10 protein-coding genes are annotated in these 12,638 nt (G+C 40.1%); 4 read left to right on the top strand and 6 right to left on the bottom strand.

Annotated features, from left to right (window positions below):
• Positions 1–19 precede the first annotated feature (19 nt).
• The gene (pepT, locus tag PSE83_RS03985; RefSeq protein WP_004253330.1) at positions 20–1,255 is read right to left on the bottom strand and encodes a peptidase T; all 1,236 of its coding nucleotides are present in this window, start codon (positions 1,253–1,255) and stop codon (positions 20–22) included.
• A gap of 385 nt (positions 1,256–1,640) precedes the next feature.
• Between pepT and PSE83_RS03980 the strand changes: the two genes are divergently transcribed.
• Complete coding sequence (locus PSE83_RS03980) at positions 1,641–2,351, top strand: SDR family oxidoreductase (RefSeq protein ID WP_004253328.1); 711 nt, start codon at positions 1,641–1,643, stop codon at positions 2,349–2,351.
• Between the two features lie 51 nt (positions 2,352–2,402).
• Here PSE83_RS03980 and cobB read toward each other — a convergent pair whose 3' ends face one another.
• The gene (gene cobB / locus PSE83_RS03975) at positions 2,403–3,236 is read right to left on the bottom strand and encodes a Sir2 family NAD+-dependent deacetylase (RefSeq protein ID WP_036958103.1); all 834 of its coding nucleotides are present in this window, start codon (positions 3,234–3,236) and stop codon (positions 2,403–2,405) included.
• A gap of 419 nt (positions 3,237–3,655) precedes the next feature.
• Here cobB and PSE83_RS03970 point away from each other — a divergent pair, with 419 nt between their 5' ends.
• Both PSE83_RS03970 and PSE83_RS03965 read left to right on the top strand, forming a co-directional pair.
• Entirely contained in the window at positions 3,656–4,144 is a 489-nt protein-coding gene (locus tag PSE83_RS03970) for a TIGR00645 family protein (RefSeq protein ID WP_094960443.1), read from the top strand.
• Positions 4,145–4,283: 139 nt separating this feature from the next.
• On the top strand, positions 4,284–4,829 hold the full coding sequence (locus PSE83_RS03965) for a class IV adenylate cyclase (RefSeq protein ID WP_004253319.1): 546 nt from the start codon (positions 4,284–4,286) through the stop codon (positions 4,827–4,829).
• Between the two features lie 75 nt (positions 4,830–4,904).
• On the opposite strand, the gene lolE is transcribed toward PSE83_RS03965, so the two are convergent.
• From lolE to lolC, 3 genes are read right to left on the bottom strand one after another with little or no spacing between them, the layout of a single operon-like run.
• Positions 4,905–6,152 (bottom strand): lipoprotein-releasing ABC transporter permease subunit LolE, encoded by a 1,248-nt coding sequence (lolE, locus tag PSE83_RS03960; protein WP_004253316.1) that lies wholly within the window; start codon positions 6,150–6,152, stop codon positions 4,905–4,907.
• On the bottom strand, positions 6,152–6,853 hold the full coding sequence (lolD, locus tag PSE83_RS03955) for a lipoprotein-releasing ABC transporter ATP-binding protein LolD (protein ID WP_096863868.1): 702 nt from the start codon (positions 6,851–6,853) through the stop codon (positions 6,152–6,154). The genes lolE and lolD overlap by 1 nt, the downstream gene beginning before the upstream one ends.
• A complete protein-coding gene (lolC, locus tag PSE83_RS03950; protein WP_004253308.1) occupies positions 6,846–8,048 on the bottom strand; it encodes a lipoprotein-releasing ABC transporter permease subunit LolC in 1,203 nt (400 codons plus the stop codon). The genes lolD and lolC overlap by 8 nt, the downstream gene beginning before the upstream one ends.
• A 276-nt stretch (positions 8,049–8,324) precedes the next feature.
• Here lolC and mfd point away from each other — a divergent pair, with 276 nt between their 5' ends.
• Positions 8,325–11,768: a transcription-repair coupling factor gene (gene mfd / locus PSE83_RS03945; RefSeq protein ID WP_096863867.1), complete on the top strand. Its 3,444-nt coding sequence runs from the start codon at positions 8,325–8,327 to the stop codon at positions 11,766–11,768.
• A gap of 69 nt (positions 11,769–11,837) precedes the next feature.
• Here mfd and umoD read toward each other — a convergent pair whose 3' ends face one another.
• On the bottom strand, positions 11,838–12,434 hold the full coding sequence (gene umoD, locus PSE83_RS03940; protein ID WP_004253302.1) for a UmoD family flagellar biogenesis regulator: 597 nt from the start codon (positions 12,432–12,434) through the stop codon (positions 11,838–11,840).
• Positions 12,435–12,638: the final 204 nt, after the last annotated feature.

Raw genomic sequence — 12,638 nt, 5'->3', positions numbered from 1 at the left:
TCTTACTTCTCATAAAATATCACGATTGCCGCGCGTGAATGGCCGTTAGCTCCGCAATACGCATAATCACACTAACAGCCTGCTCCATACCTTCTTGTGTTATAAACTCATGTTTACTATGGAAATTATAACCACCTGTGAAAATATTTGGACATGGTAAACCGCGATGTGAAAGCTGTGCACCGTCGGTACCACCACGGACAGGTTGAATAACTGGTTCAATGCCACAATCAAGCATTGCTTGTTTCGCTAATTCAATAACATGTGGGTACTTCATGACCTCTTTATGCATGTTATAATAGGTATCATCAAGTGTCAGTTCGATATAACAGCTTGGGTGCAGCCCTTCGCCAACTTTTTCAGCAATTCGAATTATATTTTTCTTCCTAGCTTCAAAGCCTGCTAAGTCAAAATCACGAATAATATAATTCAACTCGGCCTTTTCAACTGTACCTTTTAACGATGTTAAATGATAAAACCCTTCATACCCTTCTGTATTTTCAGGTGTTTCATCAGGTGGTAACATCGAATGAATACGGTTCGCTAGCCCTAATGCATTCACCATTACGCCTTTAGCTGTACCGGGATGAGTGTTATTGCCAACAATTTTAATGGAAACATTAGCCGCATTAAAATTTTCATACTCTAATTCACCAACTCCACCACCATCGACGGTATAGGCCCACAATGCATCAAATTGTTTAAAATCGATATGGCGAGCCCCGCGTCCTATCTCTTCATCAGGGGTAAATGCAAGACAGATTTTACCATGAGGAATATTTTTTTCCTTTAAACGTACGAGGGCTGTGATTATTTCTGCAATACCCGCTTTATCATCGGCACCCAATAAAGTTTTACCATCTGTCATGATCAGCGTTTTACCAATCATTTCATGGAGTACCGGAAACATCACAGGGGATAGCACTTCATCACCAATACCTAACGCAATATCCCCTCCTCGATAATTTTCGAGGACTTGTGGACTCACATTTTTACCTGAAAAATCAGGCGCTGTGTCTAAATGTGAAATAAAACCAATAGTAGGAACATCCCAATCAACGTTTGACGGTAAATAAGCCATCACGCAACCTTGATCGCTTAGCGTTATTTTTTCAAAACCTAACTCATTCAGTTCATTAACTAATGCACGAGCGAACTTTAACTGTCCTGCACTGCTGGGTACTGTTTTTGCGTTTAGCTTTGATTGTGTATCGAAAGCGGTATATTCAAAAAACCGCTCTAAGAGTTTGTCCATACCCTTCCCCCTAAAATATCAATGCCTATATTATGGGAAAGATCACAGATTCAATTATTGTCTCAAATCAGCTTTCCTGTTAATGCTCACTATTTTTTATGATAAATCTTTAAAGAAATTTATTTTTTAGCCTATCTTTTACAGGTTGGCTATTACTGCAGCAATCAATACCTATAATAAATAAGGGTAATAATCAAATTGTATTAATTATTCGATTATTATTTATTTGTTACCTAAAAGCACACCATTTGGTTAAATATCATTCATCCACTACACTAATCATCAATCATTAAATTGAAATAGTATGCTATATATGAAGCCTTATTATTTTATTTACTAGCTAATAATAAACAAAACAAAATTTTACTCGTTTATAGGAAAATTCATGTCAAAAACATGTTTAATTTATGGTGTTAGCAAAGGATTAGGTAAGGCATTAGTCGAAGGATTCCCTGAAAATACAGACCATATTTACGGTGTTTCTCGCTCAAAACCTCCTTTTGAGCAAACTAATTTTACGTGGATCCCTGCTGATTTAAATGACATTAATAGCGCGAATTCCATTAAGTCTGTTATTCAGAGTCAACCTATTCATACCTTAATTTATAATGTGGGTATATGGGAGAAACTCGCTTTTAGTGAAGAGTACCAATTTGAATCGACTGATGACATAGAGCTGCTGAATATGGTTCAGACTAATATCAGCGCCTGTTTATTGAACTTAAAAGCACTGTTACCCAATTTGCGTTTAGCGAAAAATAGCAAGATTATATTGATTGGTTCCACATGGGGTTTAGATAATCATAATGGCAAGGAAGTCACCTTTTCTGCTACCAAATATGCCATCAGGGGAATAGCTCAATCGTTAAGAGAAACATTACGGGAAGATAAAATAGCAATATCGGTTATAAATTTAGGTTATTTAGCGACTGAGTATCCACTCACTACCCCCGTTGACGAAGTCATTGAAAAAAGTCATGGGCAATTGATCCCATTACAAGACGTTGTCAATGCCGTGCGTTTTATCGCCAATACGAGCAATGCAACCTGCGTCAAAGAGATTACGATGCCAGCCATGATGGATACAAACGTCTAACCTATAAGAGGAAACAATACGTTTCCCCTTATAATGTTATGTATTGAAAGCTTATTGCGCGGTATTTTTAACCTGTAACTCAGTAATAAGCTTATTGATATATTCAACAACGACTTTGCTGGCTAAACCATAGTGTTTTTCATCGAACTCACTTTCCACTTGGCTAGGCTCTAAATTCAGTTCGACCGTATGTGCCCCATGTAATTTAGCTTCATGAACAAAGCCTGCAGCAGGGTACACATGGCCAGAGGTTCCAATAGAGATAAAAATGGTCGCAGATTCAAGGGATTGATAAATATAATCCATTCCAATTGGCATTTCACCAAACCAAACAATATGGGGTCTCAGTGGCTGAGGGAATTGGCAACAATGACAGCGGTCATCGACCGATAAATCCCCTTTCCACTCCAATACTTGATTTGACCAATTACAGCGAACTTTTAATAGTTCACCATGCATATGGATAACCCGCTGGCTTCCCGCTCTTTCATGTAAATTGTCTATATTTTGTGTAATTAACAAAAAGCGGTCACCAAAAATTTCTTCAAGCTGTGCAAGTGCATAGTGAGCAGCATTAGGTTTAATATTTTCTTGCTGTAACTGCCGACGTCGCTCATTATAAAAACGTTGTACTAATTTAGGGTTACGTTCGAAACCTTCAGGCGTTGCCACATCTTCAACGCGATGCTCTTCCCATAAACCATCCGCAGAACGGAATGTTTGGATCCCAGATTCGGCTGAAATACCTGCTCCTGTTAAAACGACAATATTGACATTTTTCATATTACCCAATCTATTATCTATATAAAAAGACCGGTTACGAAGTCGCTGGCGGCGTATACATTTATTCTTACGAGCTTTTTTCAACCTATAACGAAATCGCAACATCAAAGCTTCCTTTCATCCATATAACCAATAAACTTATATCATGTTAAATATTAATTGTTTTTATCATGTCATTACGACACAAACTTATAAACGCTGATTGTTTGAAATTTTTAAAATAATCAAGCTCCAAGTATATACTTTATTGGCATACTAACTATTTCCTTACCAGCACTGATGACATTATCTAAATGTTAACATACTAAAACGCATCATCTTGCTGAATGCAAATAAAAATATCAAAGGCATCGATTTTGTCACTTTTTATTCATAAAAATGACACTAATATTTCATAAATTCGCCATAAAACGTTCGTAACTGTAAAACAATAAAAAAACCTTTCTCGTTCACTCCCCGTGCAGTTAAAATACGCCTCGCAGATTTTACTGTGTTGCTAATTCACCACTAAAAGGGGTTTCATGGAAAAGTTTTTTGAAAGAGCGATGTATGCTTCACGTTGGATTTTAGCGCCTATTTATTTTGGGCTTTCACTGACACTATTGGCTTTAACCATTAAGTTCTTTCAAGAGCTATACCATATTTTGCCAAATATCCTTTCAATTCCTGAAGCTGACTTAATTTTGACGCTATTATCATTGATTGATATGGCATTAGTCGGTGGGTTATTGGTGATGGTGATGTTTTCAGGTTATGAGAACTTTGTCTCCCAAATGGATATCCCTGATAGCAGTGAAAAACTAGGCTGGCTAGGTAAAATGGATGCTTCATCATTAAAAAATAAAGTCGCGGCTTCCATTGTTGCTATTTCCTCCATTCACCTATTAAAAATCTTCATGGACTTGAAAAGTGTCTCAAATGACAAGTTGATGTGGTATGTCGTTATCCATTTAACCTTTGTATTATCTGCATTCGTTATGGGTTATCTAGATAAAATGACAAAAAAATAACCAGTAGAATGTATGCTAAAAGTGCCTAATTTAAACACCTAGGCACTTACTTATTCGCTAACCTCATCTTTATCTCCCTCGTCTATTTTCGCTTTGTGTTACCATCATTATCCTGAAGGTTAGTACCAAGGAACTTTACATGAGCCAACATTTTGTCGGTAAATATGAAGCTGAAATTAAATTTCATTTACCGGACCCCGACACTTTTCTGCATAAAATAAAGGCCGACTTAGCTGAACCCTTTACGGAAAATAATACAGAAACAGATTGTTTCTATGAAAACCCGCATCTACCACTAGCTGACAATGGCGTCAGTATGTGTGTACGTGAAATGGTGCCATCAGGCATAAAATTATGGATAGTTAAAGGGCCTGGAGCTTCTGAATGCAAAGCCATTAATATTGATGACTGCCGCCATGTACAAAACATGTTAACGACACTGGGATATCATTGCTACTTAACCACAACTAAAATAAGAAGCATTTATTTCCTGAATGACATCCACATTACAATTGACCACCTTAGTGGGATCGGCTGGTTTGCTGAATTTGCCATTATGACAGATGAACAGGATTTACTTGAAGCTCTATATCAAAAATTGATGGCGACCGCCAAGCAATATGGATTTACAGAAGAAATGGTGGAAACTCGTAGTTATAAGCAGATGTTTTTAGCTGCGCAGTAATCATAGGAAGAGCCAATAAATTTTTAGAATTGTCTCCTAAAAACCATTGGCTCTCTAACCCTATAACCCTAATAGCTATTGCCCGCTAAGAATACGTGCAGGGTCTAATTTGCTTGCCCTACGAGCAGGATACCAACTAGCTAGTAAGCTCAATACAATGGTTGTAATTAAAACATAAACCACATCCATGACATGCAATTCAGAAGGTAAAAAGTCAATAAAATAAACATCACCCGATAAAATTGGATGGCCAACAATAGCCTCTACCACCTTAATCATGGGTGTTAGATTTAATGATATGACGACCCCAAGCACAACGCCAATCAATGAACCAACAAGGCCACCCAACAAGCCATACCATAAGAAAATAGCACGAATTTGCCTATCTTTTGCCCCTAAGGTACGCAATACAGCGATATCACTACTTTTATCTTTAACTGCCATAACAAGGGTAGAAACAATATTAAAACACGCAACGCCAATCACCAATATCATAGCTAAGTACATGATACTTCTAACCATTTGAATATCATTATACATATAGCCATAATCGCCTATCCAACTTTTTACAACGACATGATGCATTGTTTTCAAGCCTGCATCATAAACGACTTGATCGGCAATAAATGGGTCTGTTGCTTTGATTTCAAACCCTGTCACACCATCCCCATAGTCGAGATATTCCTGTGCATCTGCGAGAGGAACGAGTGCTAACTGGTGATCGAGCAAACCACTAAGTTTAAAAATACCCGTCACCTGTACACGAATACGCTTAGGCTGTTGAATTTTCAAGCTAGCATCGGTATTTGGGATCATGATTGTGACCCAGTCCCCAACCTTCACATTCAATGCATCCGCCACACCTTGGCCTAAAATAATTGATTGTTTGCCTGCATCAAAATGTTGCCAAGCATCATTGAGAATGAACTGAGGTAACGCACTGACTTGTGGCTGAGTTTCTCGTGAAACCCCCATGACTTGAATTGCTTTTAAATTTGCACCACGTTCAAGTAACCCCGTAAAATTGATGTAAGGGCTAACACCTTCTACACCGGGCGTTTTACGGATAACTTGCTCAGCAAACTCCAAATTTTTATACGGTGGCTTAACAGCAAAAATTTGCCCATGGGGAACAACAGATAACACACGGTTATTTAATTCGCGTTCAAAGCCATTCATTGCGCTTAAACCGATAATTAGCACCGCGACCCCAAGAACAATCCCCAACGTTGAAACTATCGAGACTAACGAAACCATCCCTGTTCGGCGTCGACCACGGCTGAAACGCAGCGCCGTGACTAGTGAAAGAGGCAATTTAGACATTACCGAGCCCCCAAGGTAATTTCCTGTTGCAAATGCCCATCTCGCATTTCCAATTGGCGGGATAACCGCCGAGCCAGAGTCATATCATGGGTGACGACTAAAAATGCGGTTCGCTGTGTTCGGTTTAATTCACCCAACAACTCAAAAATGGCATCTGCATTACGTAAATCAAGGTTACCTGTCGGCTCATCTGCCAAAACCAGTGCTGGCTCATTCACTAACGCCCTTGCAATAGCAACACGCTGGCGCTCTCCCCCTGATAATTCAGAAGGCCGATGCCCTGCCCGATGTGCTAACCCAACTGCCTCTAACATTTCAGTTGCTTTAGAAAACGCAGTTTCTTTCGCAATCCCCCCAATTAATAAAGGCATTGCCACATTTTCAAGGGCAGTAAAATCCGGTAAAAGGTGATGGAATTGATAAATAAAACCGAGATCTTTATTACGAATAGCAGCACGCTCATCTGAGGTTAATTGATTTATATGCTGTCCACGAAAGATAACATTCCCTTCTGAAGGGGTATCTAGGCCACCCAATAAATGCAATAAGGTACTTTTACCTGAACCAGAACTTCCCACGATGGCCATCATTTCCCCACGCCCCATGGAAAAACTGACATTTTTCAACACTTGCGTCGACAATGTCCCTTCTTGATATGTTTTGCTTAATTTTTCACAGACCAGAAGTGGTTGTTTATTCATAACGTAAAGCCTCAGCAGGTTGAACCGCTGCTGCACGCCAAGAAGGATAAAGCGTTGCCAGCAGAGAAATCAGCATTGCACTTAGTGCAATAATTAAAATACCAGAGTAATCAAGCACAATAGGTAAAGAGACGCCTTTGGGTAATAAACCGATCAGCGGCATAATGACATTCAGTTGACTAGAAAGTATCGTGCCTAATATCGTGCCAATGAGTGAGCCAATCACCCCCGCTCCAGCGCCTTGGATCATAAATATCATTAAAATACGCCAACGTTTGAGGCCTAGGGTTTTTAAAATAGCCACTTCACCTTGCTTTTCCATCACTAACAGTGATAGCGAGGTAATAATATTAAATGCCGCCACTGCGATAATTAAGCTAAGCAATAAGCCCATCATATTTTTTTCCATGCGAACGGCTTGGAAAAACTCCCCTTTACGCTCCCGCCAGTCTTTCCATACTAAGCCATCTGGTAACGCTTGCTGACTTAGAACGTCAACTTGTAAAGGCTCATCTAAATATAAGCGCCACCCAGTAATGTGGCCTGCGGGATAACGAAGCATACGTGCGGCATCTTGTTGTGCCACGACCAGCTCACTCGTATCCGCTTCCCCATTTGTTTGGAAAATACCAGCCACAGTAAATAGGCGCTGACTTGGAATGCGCCCCATCGGTGTTAACTGACTCACGCCTGGAATAATTAAGCGAACCTCATCACCACGTTTTACCCCGAGTGTTTCTGCAAGTTTATTCCCGAGAAAAACATTATAACTGCCTTCTTTGAGGTCATTGCGTTGCCCGACAACCAGTTTATCCAATAACAGCGAAGATTCTTCGGGGTCGATTCCCCCCATAACGCCCACGCCAACATTGGTTCGGCTTTGTAATACCACATCAGATTGCACAATAGGTGCGATCTGGCTGACACCCTTTAAATGTTGTAGATCGGATATTGGATATTTTGCTGGGTCTATATTTCCAGAGGCAGAGGTTAAAATTGCCTGCGGCATATAAGCAAGTATGCTATCTTGTAACGATCGCTCGAACCCATTCATCACTGAGGTGACGGTTATCAATGCCGCAACCCCTAGTGTGATACCAATAGCAGATAAACTGGATACGAAACGCCCAAATTTATCCGCAGCACGCCCACGTAAATAGCGTAGGCCTATAAATAATGAGACAGATTGGTGCATGAAATCTATGATGCCCCTGTTGCCAAAGCGAAGTGTTCAGCGATAATAAAGGGTACGATTGATGAATGGAACCACCCGATGGTTTTTTTTCTGCTTTAAGTGCCTTTTTGTCTGACTTTCAGACGAATTACGAGTTAAAACTGATTGTTTTGTTATAAATTTTGTAGTTTAACTATTTGTTGATTAACTTAACTATTTTTCGTACAAAAATTGGCTATGTTTGGGCTAACTCTTGTTTAACTGCTTACTAATCGCTGTGAGATACCGAAGATTTCTATGTTGTCAAAATTTCGTTATGAACTCCCTAGTCGTAGTGGCGATGTTCGCCATTTAGGTTGCCTTATCGGGGCGGCTGGTGCACTTGAATGTGGAGAAATAATACAACGTCACCAAGGGCCTGTGATCATCGTGACACGTGATATGCAAAATGCATTACGTTTAAGAGATGAAATTCAACAGTTTACACAACACCCTATAGAGACTCTTTCTGACTGGGAAACATTGCCATATGACAATTTCTCCCCCCATCAGGAAATTATTTCTCATCGTTTATCGACACTGTACCGTTTGCCCAGTTTGCAAAAAGGCGCATTAATTCTTCCCGTCAATACATTGATGCAAAAAGTCTGTCCTGCTGACTTTTTAACCAGTCATGCCTTAGTGATGGCAAAAGGTGACAAACTTTCCCGTGATAACTTACGTAATGAGCTCGATAACGCTGGCTACCGCCATGTAGAGCAAGTCTTAGAGCATGGTGAATATGCCACACGGGGCGCTTTACTCGATTTATTTCCCATGGGTAGCTCGTTGCCGTTTCGTATTGATTTCTTCGATGATGAAATTGATAGCTTACGAACGTTTGACGTTGACTCACAAAGAACACTCGAAGAAGTAGAGCAAATCAATTTACTCCCAGCTCATGAATTCCCGACCGATAAAGACGCTATTGAACGTTTCCGCAGCCAATGGCGCGAGCGCTTTGAAGTTCGCCGTGATCCAGAGCATATTTACCAGCAAGTCAGTAAAAATACCTTACCGACGGGTATCGAGTATTGGCAGCCTTTATTCTTTGCTCAGCCACTGCCATCTTTATTTGAATATTTACCGCCATCAAGTTTAATTGTTTCTCAGAGCTTACAAGAAGCGGCTGAACGCTTTCAGGTTGATACTCAGCAGCGGTATGAAAGCCGTGGTGTTGACCCAATGCGCCCATTACTCCCCCCTTCTGAGCTATGGTTAACTGTTGAACAACTTAATCAATCGTTAAAAAAATGGCCGCGTATTCAGTTATCCCTCGAATCTTTACCCAAAAAAGCGGCAAATACTAATTTAGATTACCTGCCATTACCGGATATCAGCACACAAGGGCAAAGCAAAACGCCGCTTGAAAAATTGCGTCAGTTTACTGAACAATTTGATGGAACCATCGTCTTTTCTGTGGAAAGTGAAGGCCGACGTGAAACCGTTACCGAGCTATTAGCCCGTTTAAAAATTCGCCCTGAAATTATTCAAAGCTATACTAGCCCTACTGACAGCAGATTTGCCATCACAATTGGTGCCGCTGAACACGGCTTTATTCAATCCGATATCCATAGGGCATTAATTTGCGAAAGTGACCTACTTGGGGAGCGTGTTGTTCGTCGCCGGGCAGATAACCGCCGCACCATTAATACTGACACCCTCATTCGCAACTTAGCTGAATTACGCCCTGGGCAACCTGTGGTACATATTGAGCATGGTGTAGGCCGTTACCAAGGTTTAATTACCTTAGAAGCGGGCGGTATTAAAGCGGAATATTTAATTTTAACCTATGCCGGTGATGATAAACTGTATGTTCCTGTTTCTTCACTCCATTTAATTAGCCGTTATGCAGGTGGCGCTGATGAAAACGCCCCATTGCATAAATTAGGTAGTGATAGCTGGGGTCGTGCACGCCAGAAAGCCGCAGAAAAAGTACGCGATGTTGCTGCTGAACTGCTTGATATTTATGCACAACGAGCCGCTAAGGCTGGCTTTGCATTCAAGCATGATAAACAACAATACCAAGAATTTTGTCAAGGCTTTCCATTCGAAACGACGCCTGACCAAGAAGTCGCCATCAATGCTGTTCTCAGTGATATGTGCCAACCATTAGCAATGGACCGACTCGTGTGTGGTGATGTGGGCTTTGGTAAAACCGAAGTGGCAATGCGAGCCGCATTCCTTGCGATTAATAATAACAAACAAGTTGCCGTTTTAGTCCCCACGACACTACTTGCACAACAGCATTATGATAATTTTAAAGATAGGTTTGCTAACTGGCCTGTCCGCATAGAAATGTTATCACGCTTTAAAACAGCGAAAGAGCAACAACAAATTATTACCCAGACCGCGGAAGGCAAAGTTGATATTCTAATAGGTACCCATAAGTTGCTACAAAGTGACTTAGTATGGAAAGATTTAGGTTTGCTCGTCGTCGATGAAGAGCACCGCTTTGGTGTCCGCCATAAAGAACGAATAAAGGCTATGCGTGCAGACGTTGATATCTTAACGCTGACCGCCACACCTATTCCTCGTACTCTTAACATGGCCATGAGTGGTATGCGTGACTTATCTATTATCGCCACACCACCAGCACGCCGTTTGGCTGTAAAAACCTTTGTGCGCCAATATGATGACTTAGTTGTCCGTGAGGCAATTTTACGGGAAACCTTACGTGGCGGCCAAGTTTATTACCTTTACAATGATGTTGAAAATATTGAAAAGGCAAAGGCTCGCCTTGAAGAGTTAGTCCCTGAAGCACGTTTTGTTGTTGGGCATGGCCAAATGCGTGAGCGCGAGTTAGAGCGCGTAATGACGGATTTCCATCATCAACGTTTTAATGTATTGATATGCACAACAATTATTGAAACCGGTATTGATATACCAACAGCGAATACCATTATCATTGAACGCGCGGATCATTTCGGATTAGCTCAACTCCATCAACTACGTGGACGAGTTGGTCGCTCTCACCATCAAGCATACGCTTACTTACTCACCCCGCATCCCAAAGCTATGACCACCGATGCACATAAACGCCTTGAAGCAATTTCATCATTGGAAGACTTAGGAGCTGGTTTTGCTTTAGCAACTCACGATTTAGAAATTCGTGGTGCGGGTGAATTACTTGGTGAAGACCAAAGTGGGCAAATGACCACTATTGGTTTTACCCTGTACATGGAGCTATTAGAAAGTGCTGTTGATGCGCTTAAAGAGGGGCGTGAGCCTTCATTAGAAGATTTAACTAGCCAACAAACAGAAGTTGAGTTGCGTATGCCTGTTCTGTTGCCAGACGACTATATTCACGACGTGAATATTCGCTTGTCTTTCTATAAACGAATAGCCAGTGCAAAAAACAGTCAGGAGCTTGACGAATTGCGTACAGAACTGATCGACCGCTTTGGTAGTTTACCTGACGCAGGTAAATTCCTATTAGCGAACGCAGCTATTCGATTACAAGCTCAAGCTCTTGGTATTAAACGTATTGAAGCTCATGAAAAAGGTGGCTTTATTGAGTTTGGTGATAAAAATAAAGTCGACCCAAGTTTCTTAATAAGCTTATTACAAAACCAGCCACAAACTTATCGGTTAGATGGCCCTGTTAGACTAAAATTTTTCCATGATTTAACAGAAAGAGTTTCTCGACTAGAGTTTATTAAACAATTACTCATTGGGTTTGAAGAGCATCAAATTAGCTAAGTTTGATGCTCTAAAATGATAAAAGGCTACTCTTGTAGCCTTTTATCTCTATAATATTTATAGAAAAAATTATTCCATAAAGCCAAATGTATTTTTATTCGGTTGCAGTTCTAAGACTGCTGATGAGTTTTTTGTGATTGGTAATTCATTTTGCTGTAAACAATAAAAGGGTAATAATTCTTTTATATCACTGCGCATGGTTTCACATACTGAATTGGATGAAGTGAGCACCAAACGCCCTTTATCATCTAAAGGAATAAACATTGATGGTTCATAGGATGTTCTGACTTTTCCAACTGTTTTACCAATTTGGTACACAACATCATATCCAACAATCACTAATTCCATTTTTTGTGTGTTAACACAGGTTTGATTTTGCATATCAAATAGAGATGGAAAGCTTTTCCCTTGTAATGCTTCAATCATAAAAATCATTTTGCATTCGCTTTGCGCAGGGTGAAAACGAGAAAGGGATTGCTGATTAAAGGTGCCTAAAACCCCTGTTACTGTACAATTTTCGTACTCAACAAGGCGATTCGCTTTGATCGGCTCAACCGATAATACCGTAGCCAATTTAGTTTCCGGTTCTTGGCTGAATGAATTCACGAGCAATACAATAAGGAGCATCACTACAGTTGCTAATAACAACTTAAATTTTAGCTTCATCGTGTTAACCCTTATTAAAATATGCCGTGCCTATTGTAACCACTACTCAAAATAATTCGATAATTACCTACTAATAGTGTTGTTTTTTAGAATTATCTTAAATTATCATTAAAACATATGTTTATTATAACTGTTTTAGAAAAATAAACTTTACCATTAGTGCAACTTCACCTATTGATTACAATCAAAAATATTACTGTTTTA

Origin of the sequence: Providencia sp. PROV150 (assembly GCF_028481025.1) — a bacterium.
Lineage (GTDB): Bacteria > Pseudomonadota > Gammaproteobacteria > Enterobacterales > Enterobacteriaceae > Providencia > Providencia hangzhouensis.
Note: the sequence above shows the minus strand (reverse complement) of the source record. Positions and strands in the feature narration are given on the sequence as shown.

Excerpts from the sequence above, each read along its gene's own strand:
- pepT (WP_004253330.1), bottom strand. The coding sequence starts at position 1,255 with ATGGACAAACTCTTAGAGCGGTTTTTTGAATATACCGCTTTCGATACA.
- PSE83_RS03980 (WP_004253328.1), top strand. The coding sequence starts at position 1,641 with ATGTCAAAAACATGTTTAATTTATGGTGTTAGCAAAGGATTAGGTAAG.
- PSE83_RS03970 (WP_094960443.1), top strand. The coding sequence starts at position 3,656 with ATGGAAAAGTTTTTTGAAAGAGCGATGTATGCTTCACGTTGGATTTTA.
- PSE83_RS03965 (WP_004253319.1), top strand. The coding sequence starts at position 4,284 with ATGAGCCAACATTTTGTCGGTAAATATGAAGCTGAAATTAAATTTCAT.
- lolE (WP_004253316.1), bottom strand. The coding sequence starts at position 6,152 with ATGTCTAAATTGCCTCTTTCACTAGTCACGGCGCTGCGTTTCAGCCGT.
- lolD (WP_096863868.1), bottom strand. The coding sequence starts at position 6,853 with ATGAATAAACAACCACTTCTGGTCTGTGAAAAATTAAGCAAAACATAT.
- lolC (WP_004253308.1), bottom strand. The coding sequence starts at position 8,048 with ATGCACCAATCTGTCTCATTATTTATAGGCCTACGCTATTTACGTGGG.
- mfd (WP_096863867.1), top strand. The coding sequence starts at position 8,325 with ATGTTGTCAAAATTTCGTTATGAACTCCCTAGTCGTAGTGGCGATGTT.
- umoD (WP_004253302.1), bottom strand. The coding sequence starts at position 12,434 with ATGAAGCTAAAATTTAAGTTGTTATTAGCAACTGTAGTGATGCTCCTT.